This window comes from Candidatus Poriferisodalis sp., from assembly GCF_965198245.1.
Taxonomy (GTDB): domain Bacteria; phylum Actinomycetota; class Acidimicrobiia; order Acidimicrobiales; family Poriferisodalaceae; genus Poriferisodalis.
The window spans coordinates 4,121,682-4,147,866 of record NZ_OZ240249.1; the positions used below are offsets into that span (position 1 = coordinate 4,121,682).

Annotated in this window: 18 protein-coding genes and 1 pseudogene; 4 read left to right on the forward strand and 15 right to left on the reverse strand. The window is 63.4% G+C overall.

Annotation, left to right across the window (positions count from 1 at the left end):
* Positions 1-102 precede the first annotated feature (102 nt).
* The 15 genes and pseudogenes from ACOCMM_RS18285 to ACOCMM_RS18355 form a co-directional block, all read right to left on the reverse strand.
* Positions 103-1,692 carry an HNH endonuclease signature motif containing protein gene (locus ACOCMM_RS18285; RefSeq protein ID WP_419554565.1) on the reverse strand — a complete coding sequence of 530 codons (1,590 nt, stop codon included), beginning with the start codon at positions 1,690-1,692 and terminating at the stop codon, positions 103-105.
* A gap of 163 nt (positions 1,693-1,855) precedes the next feature.
* Complete coding sequence (locus ACOCMM_RS18290) at positions 1,856-2,965, reverse strand: dienelactone hydrolase family protein (RefSeq protein WP_419554566.1); 1,110 nt, start codon at positions 2,963-2,965, stop codon at positions 1,856-1,858.
* 149 nt (positions 2,966-3,114) lie between these two features.
* Positions 3,115-3,957 carry an alpha/beta fold hydrolase gene (locus ACOCMM_RS18295; RefSeq protein ID WP_419554567.1) on the reverse strand — a complete coding sequence of 281 codons (843 nt, stop codon included), beginning with the start codon at positions 3,955-3,957 and terminating at the stop codon, positions 3,115-3,117.
* Between the two features lie 150 nt (positions 3,958-4,107).
* Positions 4,108-4,698: an ArsR family transcriptional regulator gene (locus tag ACOCMM_RS18300; RefSeq protein WP_419554568.1), complete on the reverse strand. Its 591-nt coding sequence runs from the start codon at positions 4,696-4,698 to the stop codon at positions 4,108-4,110.
* A 107-nt stretch (positions 4,699-4,805) separates the two neighbouring features.
* Positions 4,806-5,420: a nucleotidyl transferase AbiEii/AbiGii toxin family protein gene (locus ACOCMM_RS18305; RefSeq protein WP_419554569.1), complete on the reverse strand. Its 615-nt coding sequence runs from the start codon at positions 5,418-5,420 to the stop codon at positions 4,806-4,808.
* Positions 5,421-5,427: 7 nt separating this feature from the next.
* Positions 5,428-5,775, reverse strand: coding sequence for a hypothetical protein (locus ACOCMM_RS18310; RefSeq protein WP_419554570.1), 348 nt, complete (start codon positions 5,773-5,775; stop codon positions 5,428-5,430).
* Between the two features lie 589 nt (positions 5,776-6,364).
* Positions 6,365-6,685 carry a helix-turn-helix domain-containing protein gene (locus ACOCMM_RS18315; protein ID WP_419554571.1) on the reverse strand — a complete coding sequence of 107 codons (321 nt, stop codon included), beginning with the start codon at positions 6,683-6,685 and terminating at the stop codon, positions 6,365-6,367.
* A 495-nt stretch (positions 6,686-7,180) separates the two neighbouring features.
* Complete coding sequence (locus ACOCMM_RS18320) at positions 7,181-7,927, reverse strand: DUF5131 family protein (protein ID WP_419554572.1); 747 nt, start codon at positions 7,925-7,927, stop codon at positions 7,181-7,183.
* A gap of 17 nt (positions 7,928-7,944) precedes the next feature.
* Positions 7,945-9,021: a three-Cys-motif partner protein TcmP gene (gene tcmP / locus ACOCMM_RS18325; protein ID WP_419554573.1), complete on the reverse strand. Its 1,077-nt coding sequence runs from the start codon at positions 9,019-9,021 to the stop codon at positions 7,945-7,947.
* A gap of 4 nt (positions 9,022-9,025) precedes the next feature.
* On the reverse strand, positions 9,026-9,772 hold the full coding sequence (locus ACOCMM_RS18330) for a DUF5131 family protein (protein WP_419554574.1): 747 nt from the start codon (positions 9,770-9,772) through the stop codon (positions 9,026-9,028).
* A gap of 712 nt (positions 9,773-10,484) precedes the next feature.
* A pseudogene (locus tag ACOCMM_RS18335) lies at positions 10,485-10,610 on the reverse strand (topoisomerase DNA-binding C4 zinc finger domain-containing protein); the annotation flags it as partial.
* A gap of 128 nt (positions 10,611-10,738) precedes the next feature.
* Complete coding sequence (locus ACOCMM_RS18340; RefSeq protein WP_419554575.1) at positions 10,739-12,883, reverse strand: S8 family peptidase; 2,145 nt, start codon at positions 12,881-12,883, stop codon at positions 10,739-10,741.
* Positions 12,884-13,072: 189 nt separating this feature from the next.
* Positions 13,073-14,047 carry an AAA family ATPase gene (locus ACOCMM_RS18345; RefSeq protein ID WP_419554576.1) on the reverse strand — a complete coding sequence of 325 codons (975 nt, stop codon included), beginning with the start codon at positions 14,045-14,047 and terminating at the stop codon, positions 13,073-13,075.
* A gap of 111 nt (positions 14,048-14,158) precedes the next feature.
* A complete protein-coding gene (locus ACOCMM_RS18350) occupies positions 14,159-14,911 on the reverse strand; it encodes a hypothetical protein (RefSeq protein ID WP_419554577.1) in 753 nt (250 codons plus the stop codon).
* Positions 14,912-15,111: 200 nt separating this feature from the next.
* Positions 15,112-17,388, reverse strand: coding sequence for a GmrSD restriction endonuclease domain-containing protein (locus ACOCMM_RS18355; protein ID WP_419554578.1), 2,277 nt, complete (start codon positions 17,386-17,388; stop codon positions 15,112-15,114).
* Positions 17,389-17,766: 378 nt separating this feature from the next.
* Here ACOCMM_RS18355 and ACOCMM_RS18360 point away from each other — a divergent pair, with 378 nt between their 5' ends.
* From ACOCMM_RS18360 to ACOCMM_RS18375, 4 genes are all read left to right on the forward strand, one after another.
* On the forward strand, positions 17,767-22,302 hold the full coding sequence (locus tag ACOCMM_RS18360) for a type ISP restriction/modification enzyme (protein WP_419554579.1): 4,536 nt from the start codon (positions 17,767-17,769) through the stop codon (positions 22,300-22,302).
* Positions 22,296-22,427: a hypothetical protein gene (locus tag ACOCMM_RS18365; protein WP_419554580.1), complete on the forward strand. Its 132-nt coding sequence runs from the start codon at positions 22,296-22,298 to the stop codon at positions 22,425-22,427. Before ACOCMM_RS18360 ends, ACOCMM_RS18365 begins: the two co-directional genes overlap by 7 nt.
* Positions 22,424-23,125 carry a type ISP restriction/modification enzyme gene (locus ACOCMM_RS18370; protein WP_419554581.1) on the forward strand — a complete coding sequence of 234 codons (702 nt, stop codon included), beginning with the start codon at positions 22,424-22,426 and terminating at the stop codon, positions 23,123-23,125. Before ACOCMM_RS18365 ends, ACOCMM_RS18370 begins: the two co-directional genes overlap by 4 nt.
* Before the next feature lie 275 nt (positions 23,126-23,400).
* Positions 23,401-26,118 (forward strand): ATP-dependent helicase, encoded by a 2,718-nt coding sequence (locus ACOCMM_RS18375; protein WP_419554582.1) that lies wholly within the window; start codon positions 23,401-23,403, stop codon positions 26,116-26,118.
* The last annotated feature ends 67 nt before the right edge of the window (positions 26,119-26,185 follow it).

Consider the following 26,185-nt stretch of genomic DNA (forward strand, 5'->3'; position numbering starts at 1 on the left):
CCGGGTCGGGCGCGTCTGCGGAGCCAAGGGGGCGTGCTGGGCCGGGGAGGTGCACCGGATCGGACGGTGTGCATCTCGCGACTCACGCTGGTCGTCCCCGGTTCAGCAGATCTGCTTGGTGCTGGGTCGGGCGGGTGTGGGGGGTGGCGCTGGTGTGACTGTCCACCCAGTGCCGGGCGGTGCCGGTCCGGTGGGGGGATGCAGCACCAAGTTGTGCTCGTGGAGTCGGTGGTGGTGGCTGTGGCACAGCAGAGCCAAGTTGGCCAGGCAAGTGGGCCCGTCGTCGATCCAGTGCTGGATGTGGTGGCCGTCGCAGTGGATGGGGGCTCGCTCACAGCCGGGCCACACGCAGCCTTGGTCGCGTGCGATCAGCGCCCGGCGGATCGACGGCGGAATGGTGCGGCTGGCGCGTCCGACGTCGAGCACTTCGCTTGCGCCGCCCATGACCACGGGCACGACCTGGGCGTCGCACGCCAGCTTGCGCAGCTCGGCGCCGCTCAACTCTGTACCGGTCTCGGTGACGCCGCAGACACCAGGTGCTGCCAGCAGCGGCGGTACTGCGCTGGCTGTGTTGTTGCGGAGATTGTCGAGGCTGGTGAGCACGATCATCTGCGTCGAGCTGGGCACAACCCAGTGCTCGCTGCCGACGTTCGTGTTCGTATTGGGACCGCCGGCGGTACCTGTGCCGGCAGTCGCGTCGCCCGTCGCCAATTCGGCCGTCGAGCCTTCGCTGGAGGCGGTGTCGCCGACGCTGCCGGTCACCGATCCGTCTGTCGAGTCTTCGCCCGAGGCGGCTGCGCCTATTGGATCTGCGTCTGTCGGGTCTTCGCCCAATTGGGAGCTCGCGTCTCGTTGGCTGTCTGCGGTGAGCATCTGCGCGAGCGCATCGGCAGCTCGATGGGCGACGCTGCGTCGCTGAGACTCGGGCAGGTCTTTGTCACTGCGCCAGTTCCGCTGGATCATTTGCATCAAGCGACGATTGATCCGATCCCCGGTGAACGGGTCGAACTTGGCGCGCAGGTGCCACATGCCGTCACTGGGATCGATCCACATCGACGCGTACCGGGCGGCCCGCAACCGAGCCCGCCGCTGAGTCTCGGACTCGCTGCGCCATGCGGCCTCCGCAGCACGCACTGCACGCCGTGTTTGGTCTGCCGTCTGGGACTTGGCGCCGGCGCACAGCTCGCCGCGCACTTCTTCGGGTACCTCCGCTGTGGCGACCACGGCGGCCTGATCAGCGTTGATCTCCCCGCACGCCAATGCATCAGCCACCTGCGGGCGGTCCTGCAGCGACACTGCGTCGCGTTCGACACGGCGCGCCGCTGCGCCGCTCAACGCCGTCGCGCTGGCCAGCGTCTCGGCCACTGATGCTTCCCCTCGGCGCACATGCAACTCGCGCCGCGCTGCCTCGGCCGCGAGGGCGACGCGGGCGCCTTCGAGCGCATTGAGCGCACGTTGGACTTGCTGCGCAGACCTCACCAGATCGCCATCATCGGCTGCGCGCACTGCGTCGCCCCCAACGAGCGGACCCGCGAGCAACGGCCCCACAGCCGCATCCACCGCGTCACACACCTCGCCGGTCTCGCAACGCTGCGCCAACCCCGCACGCAGCTCCGACAAGCACACGCTCTCGACCGGCCGGCGCGACGGTCGCCGGCTGCCACCAGTGATCTCTCGGGTGCTCGAGTCCATGGACATCACCGTAGGCGGGGGGTGTGACAACCGTTCGCCCCGAACCTCACCGCCTGCCGCGCGTCGCCCGACATCGGGTCGGTCCTCGGCGCCTGGATCCATGGCCATCACCGTAGAGAAGGGCTGTGACAACCGTTCGCCGTCAGGCTCGCGGCACACCAAGTCAGCGCCGCCCCAGCCCCATCACGCCGGTCCAGAACGCCATCATGTCCTCAACAAACAACGGCGCCAGCTCGGGGCTTCCACCGATATGGGCGCCCCGCACGGCGTACCCCGCATTGAAGGCGTAGAGGAAGCCGTCGAGATCGACCAGTTCGGGATCCGGCTCGTCGGATGTCGGGAGGATGAAGGCCCCGTCATCATTGATGTAGAGCGTGGGCGCCCCGGGTGCCACGGCCGCGTCGGGCATGTGCTCGAGGGGAGTTGTGCGGTCGAAGCTGTGGCGGGCGTCCGGCACGATCCGCACGGTCGCATCGCCGCCCCCGACCCGCATGGCGTGGATATGGGCTTGGACCTGTGTCGGCGAGCACCAGTCGTCGAGATCCCCGATGATCGCCCGCACCCGAGTACCGCCGACTGCTGGATCAACAAACTGGTGTCCCGACCAGGGATAGGCGGCGTACACCCCGACGAGCTTCGGCGCACCCGATGCCGCCGCGAGGTGCACCGAAGCGGCGTTCAGCACCGCCGAACCGCCCCGGCTGTGGCCTTGCGCGCCGATGCGGGTTGCGTCGATCTCAGGCCGGGCCGCAAGCAGCTCAGCCGTCGCAAGCACGTCCCAGGCGCTGGCCGCAAACGAATACTGGGCTTGATTCTCGACGGTGCTGATGACGCCCCGGTTGCCGAAGGGGTCGATGGCGCACGCTGCGATGCCGGCGTCGGTGAGTTCGGCTGCGTACGAGATGTGGTGCTTCTGGAGCCCGAGGCTGCCCGGGGCAATGATCACAACCGGGTATGGACCGGGCTCGTCGAGCCGACTGGGCTGACCCGACCGACCCGACTGACCGGCCCCACCCGACCGACCGGGCTGACCGGCCCCACCGGGTTGACCGGGCTGACCGGCCCCACCGGCCCCACCGGACCGACCCGCCCCGTCGGGCAGGAACAGTTTCCCCCACAGGTTCTGGCGGGGCATCGCATCGGTGTCGGAGATCGCCTGAAAGAAGTTCTTGGGACTCGCGGACGGGATCGCCAACGCCTCGCCGACCAGACCGTTCGTCAGGCAGAAGTCGTCGTCATAGAAGTCGTCATAGACAGCCTCGTCGTCAGTCACCGTGTCCCCTCCCCCATGTCTGAACCATTCTCGGCGATGCCAGCCAGCTGCGATAGCCGTTATGTCGGCGCCCCGTCCGGGCCGGCCAGTTGAGTTGATGGGGCGACTTGGCTGTCTGGCTGTCCGTGGCGCAACGCCGCAGCACCGCCTCAAGCGGCATTCGCAGCGAGAAACGCCCGCAGATGCTCCGTCAGAACTTCGGGCTGGTCGATCGGGACGAGCGTCCGGCTGTCGTCGATCCACACCAGCTGCGCGTTGTCGAAGTGCTGGGCAAGCCGCTCGGCATGCGCCGAGGGCATCAGCTTGTCGTCCCGCGCCCACACCACTAGCACGGGCCCGCCGAACGACCGCTGCTCCTCGGCGCATTGGCGCAACACCCGCTTCTTCGGCACGTTGCGCAGGTACTTGTCGAGGTCGCGGCGCACCCGCTGGTCGTGACGAAGCGGATGGATCCAGTTCATGAACACATCGTCGGCCACTCGCTTCGCCGACATGGCGCCAAAGGTCACCGGCAGGTGCCGGATCCAGCGGGGCCGCAGCAGCTGGGCTGTCAGGAAGGTGCCTCCGGGCAGCGCTGCGTTCAGGCACAGCAGCCGGCCGGGCAGTCCGGGCGGGTAGTTGTCGAATGCCTCGCAGGAGACGAGCACGAGGTTTGCCACCCGGTCGCTGCCGCCGGGGCTGATGACGAGCTGTGCGCCGCCCCAGTCGTTGCCAACCAGCGTGACGTCGCGCACGTCAAGCTCAGCCAGGAACGCAGCGATCATCTTGACGATCGAGGCCAGGTCGAGGGCTGCGTCGTCGGGCATCGGGGTGCGGTGGGCGCCCAATGGCAACTCGGGCACGATGCAGCGGTAGCGGTCCGCCAGCCCGTCGACCACGTCGTCCCACAGGCTGCCGCTGGTCAGCACGCCATGCAGCAGCACCACGACGGGACCGTCGCCACCCGTGTCGGAGTACATGAAGCCTGCTGCGGCTCGCCTGTCCGGCTCCATCGGCACACTCCCGACGCTGTGCGGCCAGCGTACGCAAGCCCCCGAACGCCCAACGCCGACCACCGCTTGCGGAGGGTGTCCTACCCAGGCTTGCGGAGGACTTCGTAGAAGCCCCGAAGCGGGTCGGCGAAGAAGGTGCCGTGGGGCCGTTCAGCCCTGACCGAGATCGATCTGAACCAGAGGCCGACTGACGACGGTTGTGTGGAAGCTGTCGGTGCCGTTGGCAATCCAGTCCGCCGGGCGCACGGCTTCCTGGACCGGGCGCCCGAGTCGTTTCTCGGCGGCGGAGAGCGCTGCGTAGAGCCGATCGCGGTCTGGAGCGCCAAGCACGAGGACGTCGATGTCGGCGACGGGACGGTCGCCCCCAACTTCAGCCCAGCGCGCCGCCCACGATCCGAAGATGTACACAGCCTCGATGCCGTCGACATCCTCGAGCACTTCCGCAAGCACCTGCGGGGGACCGAATGCCTTGACCAGCACGTCGGCGAGTCCCCCGTAGTAGGGACTGGCGGTGTCGGCCCGCACGAGCCGGACGTTGCCGATCTTCCGACTGGTGACGATGCCGGCGGCGTGTGCCCGCTCGATCTCGCGGTGCACAGAGCTGATCGGCACGCCCAGCATCGCAGCGATGTCCGTGACGCTGGCTTCGAGTTCAGGATCGCCGAGCAGCCGAGCCAGTATCTCGCCCTGCTGGCGCGACCGCAGCAGCGGCAGCAGCTTCGGCGTCGCTGACTTGCCCATATTTTGGAAACTATATCCCTAATTATGAAAATAGTGAGAAGTCGCGCCACTTCACCGGCGAGCGGTGCTACGGGCGAGCGCTCATACAAGTTGACGGCCAGAGCCTGCTATTCGAGGGATTGACGCGCTGCATGCACGCAGTCGCGTAATCCGTCGTAATCGTCGGTGTAGTCCGCAAATTCAGCGCGCGGAATACGGTCGAAGTACTCCAAGACGGCTGCCAGCTGCTCGGGAGCGAAGCCAGGGTCCTTCTCGCCGGCGAGCTGGCAGAGCTGGTCGATGTCGAAGCGGTTCAGCAAGCCCCGGAAGTCGATGAAGTCCCGGGATTCGCCACGACCGGCAAGTGCGAGCACCTTGTCCGCCGCCAGTTCGGCCTCTGCCAGCACGAAACCTGTGTCCGTTGAGCGGGCAGGCAATATACGGGCATCTGATGCGAGGTCGACGAAGGTCGCCTCGTCGGGCCCGCCGACACGCAGCCGTGCGAACGTCGCTCCTTCGGCAAGGCGTGTCACTTCGAGGCCTGCATGCTCAAGGGCGGTCTGAGCGGCGTGGAGCAAGGCTTCGACAGTCTTCGGATGCGGTGTGAAGAAGTCGAGGTCATTGGTCGGACGGTCTGCGATTCCGCTGACGATGATTGCTGCGCCGCCGGCGAGAGCGAACTCGTCGCACTCGGCAAGCCCGGTCAGGATGCGCCGAATCTGTCCCTGCAGGTCGGTGAGCACTGCGAAGCTAGGTCAATCGCCCGTGTTCGGCGAGCCAGTTATGCCACCGCTCCCGCACGTGCGGTGCGAGGTAGATCTCGTCCCATATGTCGACGAGCGCGTCGATGTCGACGAAGTACCGCACGTCAGCTTCGAGTCCCTCGCTCATGACTCTGGCGTAGGCCCGGCACCGCTGTTGGCGATCATCCAAGTCATAGACATACGGCGGGCTCCACGCGATGTGGTCCGGGAGCCTCACCGTGCCCTTTGCCTTGGCCAGCGATCGATCGCCAACATCTGCCGGAATCGCGACTGGCATCCGCCCGAGCGGACGGCGCTCGACTTCGCGTGTGTCGGTCTCAAGACGGCCGGCCATCAACCCAGTGTATTTGTGGGTCCAGATCTCACGATCTGCACCAGTTCCTCCGGCATTCGACCTAGTTGAGCCCCAGTAGGCGGACGAACAGAGCGGTGGCCTGCTTGGCAAGCAGTCCCGAGTGGTTGCCCGTCATCCCGCCTTCTGATCTGACCCGCGTCACTCCCCGTGTCGTGGGGACATCGACGAGCTGTTAGGGCGTAACTCGGCGATCGCTCTCAGCTTGGCCTCGTTGATCCGCCGAGCACGTTCGGGATCGCGCCGTGCTTCGTCTCGCAGTTCGCTGAATCTCCTGGCGCTCGGCATCAGCAAAGTCCTCCTATTCGCTGCGCTCGTTGGAGAGGCCTCGGCCCGATCCAACGCTATGGATTCTTGCCCAGCGCGACGGCCGCAGGAGTACCGCTATCGGTACGCAACTACGGCCGCCCGAAGGCGACCGTAGGACGTGGCGTTCGGCCCAGGGCCTATGCGCCGATGTCGAAGTGCACAAGCACCATAAGCCACGGCAGCTCACGAACTCCAGACGTTTTCGCGGGCGGCTACCTGTCCGCGGCATGACGCGGCGCGGGCGTAGTGGATGGCGGTCGCTTCAGACGACTTGGACTGCGTCGCGGAGTTGGCTGGGAGGCTCCTCGGGAAATGACAGCACGAGGTGTCGGTTCAGCCCAGAGGCAAGGCCAACGAGGGTGTCGATTCGGTTGCGTGCTCCGCCACCCTCCTCGAGGCGCGAAATCACTGACTGGGTAGTTCCCATGCGCTCTGCCAGCTCGCGCTGGCTCAGGCCTGCCTGCACCCGCAGGTCGTGGATGAGCTGGCCCAAGGCAAGGTCCTGCTCGACGGCGGCACGAGTTGTCGAGGAAGGCTCGCCGCGGCCTGCCTTGACATCCTCCCAGCGAGATCGTCTGGCCACGGCTCGGCTCCATCACGGTTGTCGGCAGATGGAATTATCGCATTATTACGATAATTCCATCCAAGCGATGCCGCCGCCTGGCGCTGCTCGAGCAAACTCCAAGCACGACGCCCAGGCATTCGAGGCCTAAACGCTAAACAGCCCCGACCGAAGTCGGGGCCGTTGGACCGGGGTTACGCGCCCCGGTGGGGTGTGGACACCGTATCGAAGAAATCGCTTCGGCCGACACTCGCATGCTGCCTACGGTCAGCTCAGAACCGCTGATCACTCGGCGAGGGCATGGCAGAGGTTTCCTCGGGAAACAATCGGGGGGCGCCGCCGCGGTTGGCGTCGCCCCCCAAGTTCTGCCCCAAGCAGCTTCAACGAGAGGCCGACGAGGAGCTTACGATGCCCACGATATTGGCACTCCAGCGGCCCATGCAACGCAATTCTGAATCTGCCCATACCAGCGGGTTCGCAGTCCGCGCCGATACTCCAGCTGGAACAGCCACCGACCTAGCCTGCCGTGCTCACCGGCAGCTGATCCCACAGCTCGCCCTCGAGTTCCCGGCCACCGGCCTTGGGCGTCCGGCCTCCCCATTGCTTGAAGAAGAACGCCACGCCGGCCGAGATGCAGGTGTCGCGAAGCTCGGTGACCCAGTCCAGTTCCATGGGCCGGGCGCCGGCACCGGACTCGCCGCCGGCGATCACCCAGCCGATGCCCACAAGATCGAGCTCGCCGAGCGGGCCGAGCAACGGCTCGGCGCTCACGAACCTCACCGCCGCGGGCACCTTGCGCAGGTGATCGATGCGGAAGGCGTACCGGCGGGTCTCGACGCTCACGCCCATCCACAGGTTCGACGGCCAGTCGAGCTCGCCTGCGATCCGGTTCAGCCGCTGCGCTCGCTTGGTGAGCACCTGGTAGGTGTGCTGGGGCGTCTCGCGGATCACCTCGAAGACCTGCGCGATGAACTCGGGCGGCACATCGTCATGGAAGAGATCGTTCATCGAATCCACGAAGACGAGGCGGGGTGCGCTCCAGCGTCGAGGCACATCGAGCGATGACCGATGCAAGGTGAGCCTGAAGCCCGGCCCGCTCGTCGGCGGGTCGCCGTCGTTCTGGTACTTCGGCGACCCCATCGCCTTGAGCCTCTTGGCCAGGGTCTGCGCATAGCAGCGGTCGCAACCCGGCGACACCCGATCGCAGCCCGTGGTCGGGTTCCACGTCGCCTCGGTCCACTCGATCGCCGACTTGTCAGCCACGCCTGGACAGCGGGGAATCAGAACAACTGCTGGGTTCGAGCGAAGACGCGTTCCCTGTACGACCGACCCGTGCGCACCTGCTCCACTTTCCCCTCGGCCACCAGCGCATCCACTCTCGGCTTGACGTGGGCCTGCTTGTAGATCGTCTCGAGCAGGGCGTGTTGGCGAAGCTCTTCCATGCTTTGCTCACGCTCGTCGAGCAACTCCAAGATGGTGTTCTCAAGAGGTGCGAAATCGGGCTCGAGAATGTCGAACGCCAACTGATTGGGATCACGTGGATCTCGGAAGCGCTGGCCAGAGACGCCGTCCACCTCCCACAGCCCGTCCTTGAACTTCTCCACGGCCGTTTCGCTGTTCGTGCCAAAGAACTGGTACAGCGAGCGCCCTCCCTCATCGAGCATTTCGAAAGTCAGCACATGGTCGAAACCAGCAGCACGGAGGGCTAGGCGATATAGGTCGAGCAGAAATGGCCGCTTCTCCTCTGTCGGCAGGTCACCGACACCTCGCCAATCGCTATTGCCGAAGACACGCTCGCCCGTCTGGTGCTCGAGATTGACGAATCGGACGAAGTGTTGACCTTGAAACGTGACGAGCACCTCTGATGAGCGCTGTTGGGCAATGCGCTCCACGATCCTGTAATCGACGTCCGCTCCCCAACCATCGAGGTTCGCAAACACGGGTCCAACCCATCCGCCCACGCTTGCTATGGCCTGCTCGTAGAGATCGACGCACTCGCCATGATGGACGCGAGCGACCAATCCGGGCGGCCTGACCGACTGCGGAAAGCGGGCGTCAAGATGGCTCTGCAGGTGCTCGGAACGTCCGCGATGTTCTTCGATTAAGACAAGACGCGTCCGGGTGCCCAAGCTCGTTACCTCGCCCCGCATCGCCCGCTCCATCGCAATCGCCGGCGAGCTCTCGCTGGTGTTCGTGTACTTGCCTGGCCCCGCGAAGCCGTCCAAGAATGTGATGCCAACGTCCCGGAACGTGCTGGCCATGATCGGAAACCACGCGTCCAGGTAGCGACGTAGCAGCGTGTGCTTCGCGGCCGTATGGGGGTCGCGCTCCCAAAGGACTCCGGTTGGAACCGCCACTGGGCTAGCTCGCCACCTTGAGCGGAAGTTGGTCCCAGTATTCGCCCTCGAGTTCCCGGCCGCCGGCCTTGGGAGTCCTGCCACCCCACTGCTTGAAGAAGAACGCCGCGCCAGCAGACGTGCAGGTGTCTCGAAGCTCAGTGACCCAGTCCAGTTCCATGGGCCGAGCGTTGGCACCGGACTCGCCACCCGCGATCACCCAGTGAATGCCTGCGAGATCCAGCTCACCGAGCGGGCCGAGCAACGGTTCGGCGCTGACGAATTTCACGACGGCGGGAGTCTTGCGAAGGTGATTGATACGGAACGTGTAGCGACGCGACTCGACACTGACACCCATCCACAGATTCGACGGCCAGTCCAGCTCATCTGCAATTCGGCTCAGACGCTGCGCTCGCTTGGTGAGCACTTGGTAGGTGTGCTGGGGCGTCTCTCGGATCACATCGAAGACCTGTCCGATGAATTCGACGGGCACGTCCTCGTGGAAGAGATCGCTCATCGAATTCACGAAGACGAGCCGGGGAGCGTTCCAGCGTTTCGGCACATCGAGCGATGAGGGGTGGAGGGTCAGCTTGAAGCCAGGTCCGCTCGTCCTGGGGTCACCGTCGTTCTGGTACTTCAGCGAGCCCATGGCCTTGAGCCGCTTGGACAAAGTGAGCGCGTAGCAGTTGTCACAGCCCGGCGAGGTGCGATCGCAACCCGTGGTCGGGTTCCACGTTGCCTCGGTCCACTCGATCGCTGACTTGTCGGCCATGCCTCAACCGTAGAGGCGGGCTGTGACGGCCACGAAGCCAGATTCAGCAGGGGTGACGTGATCCCGCACAGAGCGTTGCTAGCTAATGGCCCTGGACAGGCTGCTGCGGCACCCGGAACTCGGCACCGTCCTCGGCGAGCGCTACCGCGAGCGGGGGCATCGTCGCGTGCCGCCAGCGGGTCACGTCCGACGTGTTGCCCTTGTTCTTGTTGCAGTAGGTGTGGGACGCCTGGAGGTTGTCGAGCTTGTGCAGCAGGCTCTTGTACCGGGTGCCCTGCACTGCCTTGCCGGCCGTGCTGATGTCGAAGTAGGCGAATATCTTCGGGACGATGTGCTCCACGTGGGCGGCTTCGATACGTGTCTCGGCACCGCACACTCCACAGCGACGACCGTCCCGCTCGTAGACGTAACGAAGCACCTTGCGGCGATGCTCGGGAGTCCAACGGCCCGATGCGTCCGGTTCCTCGGCCTCCAGCATGAATCGCCGGGTCTTGTCGACCGTCTTGACCGTGCCGATGGCGGCCTTGGCGAGCTTGTCCCGCCAACGACGTCGTCCGTTGACGCTGCGGTCGCCGTTCGTGTCCGGTGCCGCCGGTTCAGCGTAAGCATCCGATTCAGCCGCTTTCGGCTGGCCATCAGGAATCTCAGCTGCGGGCCCGACGGGGTCCTGGGCGCCGCTCGCGACAGCTTCTGAGCCGGCAACTGGGACGACGCCGCGGCATTTCGGGAAGGTCGGGCAACCCCAGAACTGATTCCCCTGATTCGCCCCCCGTCGAGCGGTGCGCAGAACCATTCCCGCACCGCAGCGCGGGCAGTCAGGCGGCGTTTCAGCAGGACTTGGCGACGGTTCATTCGACGTGTGCTCCACGAACGGAGGATCGTAGCGACGCCGGGCGCTTCACCTCATGACTCGTGAAGTCTCGAGTTTCGCTTCATCCGGAAGCGGCCGACGACCAACATCGAGGCTCAGACAACGGCGCGTAGGCGTGCCCGAACTCGTTCGAGAATGTTGATCTGTTGCCGTTCACGGTCCTCCAATTCCACAGCAAGGCCGTAACGCTGCCGGTCGTATCCCGGCTCCGCTAGCTCAGACCAAGGTTCGCTGACGTGAGTCACAACGAGGTAGTAGGTCTCCCCATCGTTCGGGTCGAGGGACGTGGCAGCTGGCGCATGCCACCGTCGCACTTGAAGTGTCGAGAAGCGGACCGCGTTCGTGGATGGCTTCAAGTGCTGCACTCGTCGCCGATCACTCGGCAGGTTCAACTTGTCGGCATTCGTCGGCTGCCTCGCCATGATTGCTCGCAGCTCGTCCAAGTCGAATGCCCGGTACAGATCGATTCGCATACGACCTGCCAGATATTCGCGGCGAAAGCGACGCGTCGGTGGATCGTAGGCGAGGGCGATCGCGATAGTCCGGTCTGACTTGCCAATGGCGAATTCCTCGGGCACAGGAATCTGATGGATGACGCTCGTGTCCGTCTCAATGTCTCCATCGAAGGTCATCACCACCCTGTGCTGAAGCGATTCGACCGCGCGTCGCTCATCTGGAAGTCCGTAACCGACAAGACCTAGATGTTTCGCGACCTCTGCGGCCTTGGCGGTGCTCCTCGTCTTGTGTGGAGTCGGTACTCGTGCCGAGAGCCCGACAAGTGCTCTGGTCAGATTTGCCGAGGCCTCCGGATACTCGTCACGAACGACGGCGGCGATTCTGGCGACGCGCGGTGCCGCAAGCGACGTACCGCTCGACGCATGGAACAGGTCGGGAAACCCGAGTGAAATCGCAGCAACTCCAACATTCGTGTTGGACAGCGTTCGCTGCGACAGCCTGGCCTGGCTTACGAGATTGCCGCCGTAGTGCACGAGGTCCGGTTTCACGGAGCCTTTCGGGCGGAAGCCCGGCCCAGAACGTGAGAACGGTGACACCTGGTCGACTTCGGCAACGGCTCGAAGCTGCGGCGGCGTATCACCGTCGGGATGCGCACCTTGACTGGACCGTGCGACGCTCCCGACAGTGAGGCAGTTGGCGGCGATCGCGGGTTCGGCCACCCGGCATTCGTCGGACAGCAGGTGATCCGGATGGCCGGAATGCAAATGTTCGACATCAGGAAGGAGTGCTTCCCCTACGTTCCCTGACGCCGTGATAATGACGGCATCCAGTTCCCGCGCAAGCTGGTCCAGCATCTCGGTGCGGTGATCCACATGGGGTCCTGCGTACCGCGACCGGTCTGCGAGTGAAATATTGATCACACGTGCACCGCGCCGAACAATTTCGCGAATCGCCGCCTCAAGGATCCGATGCTCCGGTGTCGCTGTGGGGAACGTCGCCGCGCCATTTCTCGTCGAATCCTCGACTACTCGGGCCGCAACTACCCGAATGGGTGAAGGCAGCGGGGCTCCACCGCCCAAAGCACTCTCGAAGTCCCCGTAAGCCGCGAGACCAGCGACCATAGTCCCGTGCTGTGTGGGAGGTTGCCAAGCGCGTTCAGCCGGCACCTCGAAGCCATCAACAAGTCCTTGGAGGAGCGGGTGCCCGGTCAACACTCCATCGTCGATCACGCCAACAACGCCGGAACGCGACGGCGGCTGTTCGACGGCGTCCAGAGCTGATGGGCCTATCCAGTCGCTGGGAGACAGGTAGGGGCTCGGCGGCACGCGGACACGTTCGACTGCGGAAACCAAGAGCAGTTCATCCAGCGTCGCTTCATCTACCAACGCACGAACCAGCAGAAAAGCGGGCTGCTCGTCTGCCGCGAGTTCTTGTTCACGCAGCAAGGTCCGGACAGCCGCGAGGCGCTCCCTTGCCTCCATGCCCGTCGAAGCTGGCCAGAGATGAACATCGACCAGCAGCGGGAACGTGAGCGCCTGACCTGACTCGATGCCTGGACCTCGTCGATCCTCGGGGCCATACGGCTCGATGTCGTCGATCAGCTCGAAGACCGACTTGCCTTGAGCACTGCGCCGGTACGTCTCAATTGCCTCCCGGAAGGTGGTCGCATTCTCGTCGTGTGGCAGGACGAAGTAGTCCCAGCCCGAAGATTCACCGAGGTGCTGGAGCCCTTTATTCCAGAGGTCGCCATCAGTAAGTCGTGACGTCGCGCGAATCTTGAACACCAGCCTCGGTTCGACTCCCCCTACACGCGCTGATACTTGTGGTGGGGCGAGCGCTACCTCGAGACTCGCTTGGAGTCTCTTGCCATGGGAGCGGTGCTCGGGCCGCGGCACGTCGCCGGCTCCCGCCGGCTGTGCACGGCGTGATCCGACATCGTGCGGCCGCGGCAACGGAAGATGTCTCGGCACGAATTACCAACGACGCCGTTTCGTCGCTGCGACCGCCTCCGTGAGATCGTCGACCGACACTGCCGTCCGGTTGCTTCTCACTGCGATCCTTATCGCCGTCCATGCAGTTGCCTCGGCTGCTGCATGGGGCAGACCGCGCAGCTCGGTTCCCATCTCGTCGATGGGCAGCGGCTCCGCCTTCACGTGCTTGAGGCCGCGCCGCAGGATCGATCGAATCTCCCTGACCGTCGGCAGCGGAAACTCAACCACCTCGTCGAAGCGCCGCCACAATCCTCGGTCAAGTGTCTCTTCGTGGTTTGTCGCAGCAATCAGCATGCCAGGACCCGTGTACGAGTCGAGCAGCTGGAGGAACGAATTCACGACTCGCTTGATCTCGCCATGTTCGCTGGGATCGCTCCGTTCACGACCAAGCGCATCGAATTCGTCGAACAGCACGACCCACGGCGCGGAGCTTGCGTATTCGAATATCCGCCTGAGGTTGCTCGCCGTCTGTCCGAGGTACGACGACACGATTGCGTCGAGTCGAACCACGACTAGCGGCACGCCAAGCTCGGCCGCAAGTGCCTCGGCGGCTGACGTCTTTCCGCAACCAGGCGGACCGTAGAAGATGACCCGGTTGCGACGTGGCACACCGAGCCCCTCAAGCTTGCTCCATTCAGGGACTTCCTTGGCAAGGTCGGTCAGTACGGTCCGCACCGCAGGGCGGAGGACAAGGTTGCCGAGGTAGCGCTCCGGGTGCTGGAGGGTCGCAAGATCCCAACCTTGATCGGGGTCGGTTGGCGGAGGCAACAGCCGAACATCGCCTTGGCCGATGTCGATGGACTCACCGCTGGCAAGGATCTTGCGCAAGTCGCGGGCGAGGGCAACGTGATGGCGCGCCTCTTCCTCTTCGATGATCGTGTTCGCCGCCCGGCGAAACGCCAGCTCGTCAGCGTTGCGGAATGCGCGGAACAGCTCCTTGAGATCACGGCCAGCCATGCACCCCTCCGGGTCCGCGTCGCGCCCCGAGCCTAGAGCCGAGGCTGACGGCGGTTGTTGACGGTCTAGCTCAGACGAGGTGTGGTTCCAAGCTAAAACGAGATTGACGGATCAGGCAGTCATTCGCCGCACGCTTCCGGATTGGAACCAGTGCACCAGCAGCACCGCTGTGTGAACGATCATCTGCGCCAATTCTGGGGTAAGCGGGATCGGCGATGGGTCACCGCCGTGCCGGGTGAACCCCGTCCACACCAATCGCAGCATTCCGATCACGGAATCGATGTCTCGGTCGGAACCCGTGACGGTCGTCCACTTTTCCGGCTTGTCCTCAAGCGCCTTGATGATGAGCCCGAGTGTCGCTCGTTGGTCATTCGGGATTACTACCGGCTTGGCAGCCTCTTCGACTGCTACCACGGCTGCGTCACACGCTGCCTTCAAGTCGGGAGTGCGCCCAAAGGCACCGGACCAAGCAGCCGCCAACTGCCGCGCCACTTCGTCTCGACCGCTCAAGGTCTCGTTCATCAACTCCGTTAGTTCGGGCGGCTGACGGTGCTGTAGCTCGAGATGCCCTCCACTGTCGACACCCACCACGTACGCGCTGCGTCCTTCTTCGAGAGCCACTTGCAGCTGAGGCAATCGAGACGGCTTCAACTGGCAGTAGTGAACTACGTAGTCGACGACGTTCAGAAGCAGACTTGGGTTGTCCTTGGCTTCGTCGACAAGGTCACGAAGCCAATAGGGCAAGGGCTGGTCGACAATCCGCGACAGCCGGTACCGGTGATCGTCGATGACTTTGGGCGGTCTACCAAGCCCTGTCGACTCACCGAGGTGTTCTTGTACGAACTTCAACAGGGTGGGGTTCAAGCCACGGGGTACGCCTTCTCTGAGTGTCTCGAACTGCTCTCGCGCAGTTGGATCAGAACTCCTTCGGATTGAGAATGGCGCTCTTACCATCGATGCCCTTTCCAGCTTGGGCGGCCCTGTCGTCGTACCCGCAGCACCATCGCGACTTCAGTGTCTCAAATCCTAGGAAGGACCTCGACGTGTTCTGGAGACTTCAGCCCTCAAGCCCAGTGGCCAGACTGGTACTCCAGCATGTCCTCGCCATGCAGCTGCTTCGTTGCGTTGCCGACCCGTACCCAGAACTCGGTCGGAGCGGGTCCTCCATCCCTCGGGCGAGCAAAGACCGGCTTACCGCTCGCAGCCACAGATGCAACGCAAACGTCGGCATCGTCGACCCGCTCGAAACCGAGCTTGACAACGCCTGCGGTCGGGATCGACAGGTCGTTGTCCAACCGCTGGCGCAGGAAGAGCTCGTAGCCGTCGCGAGACGCCTTGCCGCCAAGCGTGGCCATGTCGTCTTGTAGACCGAGCACCTGACCGCCATCATCGACGCCGATCAGCAGCGTCCCGCCCTCTGCGTTCAAGAATCTGCACACCGTCTTGGTGATGACGTGCTCCAGCTTCTTGTCGACCTGTTCCGTGTGGAGATTCCACCGAGCAGTCGACTTGTACTCGACCGTCTGCGATTCACCGACGGCAAGCAGGTCAGCGAGCGTCGACGACACCTCATCCCCCGGATCCTCGTCCCATAGGCGATTGAAGCCGTCATGCACCACCCGCGCGATCAGATCGCGACGCCGTTCAAGGAACGTCGGGTAATCGAGCTGTTCCCACCCCACGGGCAGTGCATGCCAGTAGCGCTGTCGATGTAGGCGTTCCGCCTCCATACCAGCGGTCATGCCCGGCCAGTACTCCAGAGGGTCTTCCGCACTGATCGTGGCGTTCTCGGGCCAGTCGAGGAAGGCCATGTTGGCGATCGCGTTCACCTGGCGAGTCGTGGTGACCCCCTGCGCATTCAGGTACGCACGCGGGAAGAGATGGTGCCGTTCGATCGACCTTGGCGCCGTGACGTTCGGATCAAGCAGCTCCCGGATCCTCAGGTCGCTAAAGAGCAGCTCGGCGTCGAGCAGGTTGAGCGCGGCCCAGTAAGCGAAGAGGACAGGCGATCGCGCCGACGACGTGTCCAGGCGGTTCGGCAGCGAGATCTCCCAGTAGTCACCGGTGAAGTTCGCCCGGACCAAGCGATCCAACTCACTGCAAAAGGCCGCGCCGTCGCCGTGCGCGAGTGCGGCCACCCGGCCGAGGTCCGCCTCGATCTGGCTCTCCGGCGAGGACGTGTAGCGGCCGGTTGTGTGTGCCATGAAGAACCACCTGGCGATGACACCTCGCAGCGTCTTGAGGTCGAGACCGAAGTCACGCTTGCCGATGAGCCAGAGCACGTAGGTGTAGATGAGAGCGTTTTCTGAGGTGACCATGCGACGGCTTCGGAAGCCAGCGTGGGTGAGGCACTTCAGGAACTCGTGCCAGTTCGTCAGGTCGAGGACGTCGTCCTGCGCGCGTCGGAGCTCGTCGAACTGTGCGGCCCGACGACCAGCCGAAACGTCGCCGGTCTCAAGGTCCTTGCCGCGCAGGATGCTGTAGACGTGCTGCAGCCTGCCGCGGCGGAACGCCAAGCCGACGCCGGCCCGCAATAGTTGATCGGGGCTTGGGTCGATGAACGCGTTCCTCGGCGAGGGGCCCTTCACCGCAACATCAACGGCGTCTCTGCAGAACAGCTCGAGCTGTTGACGGCCTTTCTCCCAGTGGACCGACATGAGCGTGAGGATGAAGTCCGCTTGGTTGAGCTTGACGCCCTCAGAGTTGGTTCGAACGAAGACCTCGGCGACCTGCTCCTCGTCGGCCGAAGCGTTGAGCTCAATCACTTGGAAGCGGAAGTTCTGGAGATCACGCACCCGGTCGATGCGGTCTTCGAGCTCGTCCTTCTGTTCTTCCGTCAGGTGCTTCGATTCGTCGTCCGCTAGGCGGGCGAGGAAGCTACGAACGGTTTGTTTGAACCCGCCGCGCCACGGTGCCGTGATGTCGGGAATGAACTGGGGATCTCGTTCGATGGCGGCGTCTGTGACCTCGAAGGTCTCGTCTTCGGGGCAGAAGGCAACGCGGATCTGCCGCTCCTCAAACGTCTTGGTCAGCACCGGTCGGCCGGTCAGGATCGCGTAGAGCGATGTGAGCCGTTGCTGCCCATCAACAATGAGGAGCTCCGCCACTTTCTCGTTCTCGCCACCACCGACCTGCCGTGTGCCGGCGTCCGCGCCTGTCTCCCAGAGCATCAGCGTGCCGACCGGGTACCCCCGGTAGAGCGAGTCGAACAGGTCCCGCGCCTTCGCTGCCGACCAGACGAACGGTCGTTGGATGTCCGGCAACGCGATGTTGCCGTGCTTGATGTCCTCGACCAGATGCGTGAGCGAGTAGCCCGTGTCCCGGTACAACGTCGGCGTCATGTTCGTTCCTTTCACGGGGAGCAAGATCCGGAGGGTTCCCCAAGGGACCGCAAGTTCGTCGAGGTCAGCCGCTACGCAAGCGTCCAATCGGAATCGGCGCGACGACGTTTCGGGCACCCGTGTCAAAGCGCTGTTCTGCTCTCACAGGTCGAGCCACACCGTCGCCGATCACAAGACAATGCTTCGATTATGAACTATCTGCACCCTATATTGAGCATTGTTACTATTGTCATACGTCATGCAGCGCAACAGGGCAGATGGAATCGACAAGAACCGAGGCACGCGATCTCGTAGGGGCAACTTCGCGCGTGGCTCTGGGTGTAAGCGGCCGTGCACCCTCACACGACATTGCGCGGGAACAGGCGCAGCGGAGTCGTAGTGGCGGCAACCCTGGGCGGCGAACTCGCCGAGCAGATGAATCAAGGCGTGCTCTTCGATCCTGAGGTCTTCCGGGCGCTGCGCCGGGTGAGCGAATCGCCGCAGGAACGGGGCCGCATATTCGAGCGTGTGATGCGCGCCGCATTCGAGAAGAACCCGCAGTACAGCGACCGATTCGAGCGTGTTTGGCTGTGGACGGAATGGCCTGATCGCATCACGTTCGGCTATGGCTCCGACGCGGGCGTGGACCTGGTGGCCGCGGAGCGCGACGGCGGCGTGTGCGCGATCCAGTGCAAGCTCTATGAGGCGGGCTCCAAGGTGCCCAGCAGCGACATCAACAGCTTCCTGGCCGAGGCGGGCAAGCAGCCGTTCACGAGCAGTCTGCTGGTGAACACTGGGGAGCTCACCGATCCGTCGTGGAGCAAGATCGAAAACGCGACCAAACGCTGCGAGGTGCTCAGCAGCTTCGAGTTGGACAAGTGGCCGATCCGCTGGCAGGAGTGTTTTGAGGATCCCGGCAAGGTCGAATTCACACAGCGCGCTGTACCGCGCCCCGACCAGACCGAGGCACTCAACAAGATCGCCAAGGGCTTCCTTGAACATGACCGCGGGCAGGTGCACATGCCGTGTGGCACCGGCAAGTCGCTGGTGTCGCTGTGGGCTGCTGAGCAGCAGGTCGGAAGAGGCGGTCGTGTGCTGTATCTGGTGCCGTCGATCGCGTTGATGTCCCAGACGATGCGTGTGTGGGCTGCGCATCGTGCGCTGCCTCATCGCTATGGGGCGGTGTGTTCGGATGTGACCGCCGGCAAGAGAACCTCTGCCACAAAGTCCGAGCTGGCTGAGCTGCTGGCGCCGCCGAGTACGAACCGGGATCAGATCGCCGAGACGATGCAGACCCCGGTCACTGACGGGGCGATGCATGTGTGGTTCTGCACCTACCAGTCGGTGCCGCTGCTGTCTCAAGTGCTCGAAGAGCATGCGCCTGGGGTCGTGTTCGATCTGGTGGTGTGCGACGAGGCGCACCGCAGCACTGGCATTGGCTCAGCAACCAAGGAGAAGTCCGCGTCGGCGTTCGTGATGGTCCACAGAGACGACTACGTGCCCGCAACCAAGCGGCTGTATCAAACGGCAACACCGCGCGTGTTCACCGAGCGTCAACGCCGCAAAGTCGAAGAGCTCGGCGCCGCAGGAGACTCGTTCTCGATGGACGACGAGTTGGTGTTCGGTCCGGTCTTCTACGAGATGAGCTTCGTAGAAGCCATCGAACAGGACCTGGTGTCCGACTACCGGGTGCTGGTGGTCGGCGTCAACGAAAAAGAAGCGGCAATGCACGGCGCGGGCAAGCGCGTCACAGAGATCACTGCGTCTGATCGTGCCCGCAAAGCCAAGGTGGACTCCGACTACGCCACCAAGCTGCTCGGCTGCTGGGACGCGATGGCGACCCCAGAGAGTCAGATTCGCGCTCCGGGCACCGTCGCAGGTGAGATCACCAGCGACGCGCAGCATCGGCATCTGCGCACAGCGATCGCATTTACCAACACCGTGCGATCCTCCCAAGCCTGCTCAGAGGACGCCTACTTCGCGGACGAGGGCCTGGAGGGGCGGCTGTGGGAAGCCATCGCGGAGGAAGTCCGCGAAGCGAACACCGGACGCAACTTCCTTGACCTCAAAGTGGACCATGTGGACGGCACCACACGAGCGGTAGCACGCGCTGAAGCTCTCAACGCTTTGGAACAGCAGAGCCGCGACACCACTGGCGAGCCGCGTTGCCGGGTGATCAGCAACGCTCAGCTGTTCACCGAAGGCGTGGATGTCCCCGCATTGGACGCCGTGGTGTTCCTGGAGCCCAAGCGGTCGCCTGTTCAGGTGACACAGGCTGTCGGCCGGGCGATGCGCAAAGCCGAAGGCAAGGACTACGGCTATGTGGTCATCCCGGTCATCGTGCCAGACGGCTGCCAAATGACCGACACCGAGGTGCTCGACGGCAGCGACTTCAAAACCGTGTGGGAAGTCGTGCGTGCGCTGCGCAGCCACGACGAACGCGTCGACTACTGGGTCAACAACCCCCAAGTCAACTCGCCCATCATCATCAAGCCCAACCAACCCGAAAACCCTGAAGTCCTCACCGACTCCGAGATAGCCGAGCAGGGCATTCTCAGTCTCCAGTTCGTCAAGCGGCTTGAAGAAGCCGTCGCATCCAAGATCGTCACCGAGTGCGGCGACAAACAGATGTGGCCCACATGGGGACAACGCGCCGCCGATGTCTGCAAACGCGTCGAACGCCGAACCGCGGACCTAATCGGCGAGCCGACCTGCAGAGTCGCCTTCGACGGATTCGTTGCTGCCATGCGCGAAGCCGTCGGAGCGCACCTCACCCCCAACGCCGCACAGCAGATGGTCGCCCACCACATCGTCACCATCCCCGTGTTCGACCACCTGTTCGCCGAAGCCCAGTTCGCTACCCGCAACCCCATCTCGCGAGCCGTCAATCGGTTCCTGGACGCGCTCGCCGATGCCCACGCCGCGTCCACAACCGACCCGGAGGCGTCCAGCGCCGACCAAGTCTTCGGCGACCTGCTCACACCCTTGGCGCGCAGCTACCGCACCATGCAGCAAATGCTCAAAGACAGCCACAGCCCCGCTGAAACCGTCGACCTGCTCAGACAGATATACGAAGGGTTCTTCGCTCACGCGATGGCAGACACGGTCTCGCGACTCGGCATCGTCTACACCCCAGTTGAAATCGTCGACTTCATGCTGCGCTCCGCTGATACAGCCTGCCGCAAGCACTTCGGCTACGGGCTGACTGCCGAGAGCGTGCACGTCCTCGATCCGTTCGTCGGCACAGGCACATTCCTGCACCGGCTGCTCACCGCCACACGCCCCGACGGCAGCCCGCTCGTGGACGACAGCGATCTCGTCCGCAAGTACAGCGGCAAGTGCCTCCAAGGCGCCGCCGCCGCGTGCGACGGCGAAGGCGAACACCAGAACTGCAACCCGCCCGAAATGCACGCCAACGAAGTCGTGTTACTCCCCTATTACATCGCAGCACTCAAGATCGAAGCCGCAGCCGCCGAACGAGGCGTCGATACCGACTACCGCCAATACCGGGGCATCGTCTTCGGCGACACCTTCAGCAGCAACACACGTCAAGGCAGCATCCCCGGATTCGACGACAACTCCGCACGCGCCCGCGCGCAGAACAAGCTGCCCATTCGAGTCATCGTCGCCAACCCGCCATGGTCCGCTGGGCAGAAGTCAGCAGGCGACGACAACCCCAACATCGAGTATCCCGAAATCGAGCAGCGGGTACGCGCCACGTTCGGCGTGAGGCACAAGGAGGTCACCGGTGTCGGCATGGGACCCGCTGCCGGGGATCTCTACATCGAGGCGCTCCGTTGGGCTTCCGACCGCATCCAGCAGTCCACTGACAGCGAGGAGAAGCCCGGCATCATCGCGCTTGTACACCCGAACTCGTTGGCGAACGCACCTTCCCTCACAGGTGCACGCGCCGCTCTGAGGGATGAGTTCAGCGACATCTATGTGATCAACCTGCGCGGCGATGCAAGGAAATCCGGCGACGATCGGAAAGCCGAAGCCGACAATGTCTTCGATCAGCACTCGCGCAACGGTGTACAAGTCACAGTTCTCGTTCGCGACCCAAAACGCCTTGGACGCGATCAAGGCAATTTGCACTACGCAGAAGTCCCGGCGTACACGAAGCGTGGCGAGAAATTCCGCTGGCTCAACGACCTCAGCGACATCAGCAACAATCAATTCGAAATGGTGCCAGTCAACGACAGGCACCACTGGGTGAACATCACTGATGGCAGCTTCCATGAACTGCTCCCCGTGTGCGCCAGCGCTAGAGACGGTGACGCATCGGCTGTGTCAAGGCATGAACTCGGCGTCAAGACCAACCTTGACCCATATGTCTATTCGTTCAGCCGCGACGCTCTGATCGAGAGAGTCAAGCGGCTCATCAAGGCTTATGAGACGGCTCGAAAACTGTACGTCGAGCAGGGCGGGAGTTTCGACTATCTCACCAGCAACGAGAATCCAGGTGCTATCCGCTGGACCGCGGCTCTGAAGCAAGCTCTCAAGCGGAAAGACGAAATTGAGTTCGATTCAGATCGAATTCGCAAGGTGCTGTATCGCCCATTCGTCACCCGCTGGCTCTATGACGACGACCGCATCTTGGCCCAGAGCAAAGCCGCGACCTCGCTGTTCCCAGATGCAGAGAGAGAGAGAGAGAGAGAGAGAGAGAGAGAGAGAGAGAGAGAGAAACAGAAGTTCGATCCTCATCACGGCACCGAACAACCGAGCAGTCTTCGGAGCCCTGGCGAGTCGGCGGGTCGGCGACTTACAAGCGGTTGGAACCATTCAACCGTCCAGGATCATGCCACGGAGGCGATCCTGGTGACAAGTCCCTCGAACATGACATTCCAAGCGTTGGCATCAGACACGGTGCCGGACATCGCCGCCATCAAGGGTTCGCAGCAGACGCGCGTGATACTTCGGAGGCAGTCATGGTAAGCACACCGTCGACTCGCACCATGTTCGCGGCGCTGGCAACGGGGGTGCTTCCCGACCTTCATCTCGTGGACCCTGCCGGGCGCGTCATCGTCCGCCACCGCAAGATCAGTGAGGTTCCGCTATGAGCAGCACCCTTGACCTCGGCTTGGAGGAGGTATCTGATGGTGATGGCGACAATGTGACGGACTGGTGCCTGGAACATTTCCGAGAGCACTATGGCGACGACTCAATTTCGAAGGACGACGTCTGGGAGTACCTGTACGGCGTGATGCACGCCCCTGATTGGCGCGACAAGTACAAACACGACTTGCAGCGAAACCTGCCTCGGGTGCCGTTCGCGTCGGACTTCGGAGCATTCCGAGCAGCGGGACGCGAACTGATGGACCTGCACATCGGCTACGACGAAGTGCCGGAGCACCCAGTGGACTGCCTCCTGGACGGCGAGGTAGATAACGACGGCGCCTCCGACGCGATCGCTGACCCGAGTGCGTATCGGATCGAGAAACTCGTTTGGGGCAAGGGAGCGGATAAGAAGGCTGACCGCAGCGTGCTGGAGGTCAACGCCCGCTGCCGACTCGTCAACATCCCCGACGCTGCACATGCGTACACGATCTCGGGACGATCACCGCTCAAGTGGGCGATCGACAGCCTCCGCCACAAGCACGACTCGAAGTCCGGCATCACCGACGATCCGAACGAATGGGAAGCGTGGGCAGACGAGCCCTACAACCTCATCCGGCACCTGCGCCGGCTCATCCACGTGTCCGTCGAGAGCGCCCGCATCATCGGCGAACTTCCGCCATCGCTGACACCAGAGGATTGACACAGCAAGCCTGAACTGCACGAAGCCACTGATACGGCCGCAGGCCTGCCGTCAAAGCCCCTCATTCCGGTTGCACCACGAATGATCAAGCGATCTGGCGGACAGCGCCCCAGCGTGACTTGGCATGAGCCGATGACACCGGGAGGCGCGGGACCAGGTCATCTCAGGCAAGGCTGCTTGACCAACGGCTCTCGGCAAGAATGCGCCAGTCCTTCGATATTCGTCGACCTGATCCTCATGCCAGAAGTTGGTACGCAATGGTCGTAGCACCACGTTTGAGCGGCGACGCTCTCAAGGCTGTCAAGCACCGAGGCACGCACCTGCAGATCATTGCGTCAGCTGGCTCGGGCAAGACCGAGGTGGTGTCCCAGCGTGTGGCAGACCTGCTGGCGGATGGTGTCCGGCCTGATGGCATCGTCGCCTTCACCTTCACGGAGCGAGCGGCGAGTGAGCTCAAGGAGCGCATCGAACTTCGGGTCGTCGACCGGATGGGGCCCGGATCCATCGACCAGCTCAGTGGCCTCTTTGTCGGCACCATTCATGCCTATTGCTTCAGGCTGCTCCAGGTGCACGTGCCCGAGTATGAGAACTTCGATGTCCTCGACGAGAATCAACTCACAGCCTTTGCATGCAGGGAGGCGAGCCGGCTTGGAATTAGACAGTTCGACGAGAGCAACCGACTCTTTCGCTCTGTTGCAAGATTCCTCGAGAATGTCGAGGTAGTCGACAACGAGCTATTGGATGTCGACGGGCTCCCCGAGGAATTCAGGTCGGCCCTCACGGACTACCACGCGGCTCTCAGCCGATACCGGCTGCTGACGTACGGTCAGCAGATCCGCTCGGCTGTGGAGGAGCTCGGTCGTCCCGAGGTCGCTGCAAGAGTCCACGACCAACTTCGACACCTGATTGTCGATGAGTACCAGGACATCAATCCTGCGCAAGAAACGCTCATCGAGCGGCTCACCGGTCCGCACACCGAGCTGTGCGTCGTCGGCGACGACGATCAGGCCATCTACCAGTGGCGTGGTTCAGACGTCGAGAACATCGTCACGTTCGCGGATCGCTACGCGCCGGTGACCAGCTTCAGCATCACGACAAATCGGCGGAGTAGGCCCGAAATAGTGAGGACCGCCAACGGTTTCGCCAAGTCCATTCCCGACCGACTGCCGAAGGTCATGCGGTCGCATCGGCCTTCGGCTGGGTCTGCCCCGCGGGTGGTCGTATGGGACGAGAAGGACGAACAGGCAGAAGCCGGCGGGATCGCCGAGATGGTCTGCGACTTGCATGACGCGGGGCTTCCCTACAAGGACATCGGCGTACTCGTCCGGACCAGAGCGGCCTATTCGAAGCTGCTCGTGGCATTCAACGCGAACGGCGTGCCAGTCCAGCCTGGGGGTCGCACCGGGCTCTTCGACCAGCCGGAGGCCCAGGCCCTTGGCATGACCTACTGCTGGCTGACTGACGTCGACTGGCGAGAGCCATACGAGACAGGCGGTGCCGTGGAACTCGGGTCACTGGTGGCAGAGTACGAATCGGTGTTTGGACTTCGAGACCAGACACACGCGAACCGGCTGAAGCGCCACCTAAGGCGGTGGCAGAAGAACTCACTCGATGAGAGTCGAACCGCCGATCTCGTAGGGGACTACTACGATCTGCTCGACGTACTCGAGGTTCGTGATTGGAATCTCGACGACCCGATCCGGCTCAGCTCGCTGGGCACGCTTGCCCGCTTCACGTCGCTCCTCGCTGACTACGAAAGCGTCCGGCGTCGTTCCCGACAGGACGCAGACAACTACGGCGAGCAGGTAGGGGGTGAGTGGGCCGGCGAGTGGTACCACAGGAATCTCGCAATTCACATCATCAACTACGCCCAAGGCAACTACGAAGGATTCGACGGCGAACCGGACGTCACCGTCGACGCGGTCGACATCACCACGATTCACAGGGCCAAAGGCTTGGAGTGGCCGGCCGTGTTCGTCCCTTCGATGACCAAGAATCGATTCCCTCCGTCCAGGATGGGGCGAGAGCGGGACTGGATCATTCCTCGCAAGTTGTTCAATGCGACCCGATACGAAGGATCCGATGCCGATGAGCGCCGGCTGTTCTACGTAGCGATCTCGCGTGCACGTGATTGGTTGTCGGTCTCGCGGCACGATCGGGTCACCAAGAACTACGTCCAGCCCAGCCCTTACTGGACGGAACTCGACTCCCACCACATCGACCCGGGCGACGTCGTGCTGCCGGAGGTCGAGTCTCGCTCGTCGGCTGACCAGGACCCGCTCGCGATCACCTTCAGCGATCTGGCTTCATTTCTCAACTGCGGGATGGCATACCGGCTCCGCACCCTTGTCGGCTTCCAGCCCCGGCTCGCCCCCGAGCTGGGCTACGGAAGAGCCGTGCACCACCTCCTACGACGCGTCGCGGAGCAAACTCAATCCGTCGGGGCGGTACCGACCGAGAGCGACGTTGAGCAGATGCTCGACAACCACTTCTTCCTGCCCGCAGCCAACAAGGCCGCCCACCGGACCATGAAGGACGCAGCCAAGGCTCTCATCCAGGGCTACATCAGGAACCACGAGGACGATCTGCACCGCGTGTGGGAAACCGAGCGACCGTTCGAGCTTCACCTCGACGCTGTCACCGTGTCAGGGCGCGCCGACGTCATCTTGGACGAGGAGAATGAAGTCCCGAGCGCGCTCGCGATCGTCGACTACAAGACATCAACAGATGGTTCGACTGATCCTTACAAGCTCCAGTTGCAGGTCTACGCCGACGCCGGTCGCAGAGAGGGTCTCGACGTGCGAGGTGCCTACGTCCACGATCTCAAAGGCACCCGAGAACCCGTCAAGATCGACACTGCCACGATTCAGTCGGCCGAACGCGAAGTTGACGAAGCTGCCCACAGGATTCGTAACCGCGAATTCGATCCTTCGCCCGGGACCCGATGCCGTACGTGCGATGTCCGCACCATCTGCAAGGCGAGACACCAATAGAAAACGAGAATCGCTCCAAGCAGCCAGTTCTCAACCCCCGCCGCGACCGGATCGGGAGCGGCCTGCT

Bases quoted from the DNA above. Each gene is read 5' to 3' on its own strand.
- ACOCMM_RS18355 (WP_419554578.1), bottom strand. From the start codon at position 17,388: ATGACGCCGACGTTGTACCGGGACACGGGCTACTCGCTCACGCATCTG.
- ACOCMM_RS18345 (WP_419554576.1), bottom strand. From the start codon at position 14,047: ATGGCTGGCCGTGATCTCAAGGAGCTGTTCCGCGCATTCCGCAACGCT.
- ACOCMM_RS18370 (WP_419554581.1), top strand. From the start codon at position 22,424: ATGAGCAGCACCCTTGACCTCGGCTTGGAGGAGGTATCTGATGGTGAT.
- ACOCMM_RS18285 (WP_419554565.1), bottom strand. From the start codon at position 1,692: ATGGACTCGAGCACCCGAGAGATCACTGGTGGCAGCCGGCGACCGTCG.
- ACOCMM_RS18310 (WP_419554570.1), bottom strand. From the start codon at position 5,775: ATGGCCGGCCGTCTTGAGACCGACACACGCGAAGTCGAGCGCCGTCCG.
- ACOCMM_RS18300 (WP_419554568.1), bottom strand. From the start codon at position 4,698: ATGGGCAAGTCAGCGACGCCGAAGCTGCTGCCGCTGCTGCGGTCGCGC.
- ACOCMM_RS18295 (WP_419554567.1), bottom strand. From the start codon at position 3,957: ATGGAGCCGGACAGGCGAGCCGCAGCAGGCTTCATGTACTCCGACACG.
- ACOCMM_RS18365 (WP_419554580.1), top strand. From the start codon at position 22,296: ATGGTAAGCACACCGTCGACTCGCACCATGTTCGCGGCGCTGGCAACG.
- ACOCMM_RS18330 (WP_419554574.1), bottom strand. From the start codon at position 9,772: ATGGCCGACAAGTCAGCGATCGAGTGGACCGAGGCAACGTGGAACCCG.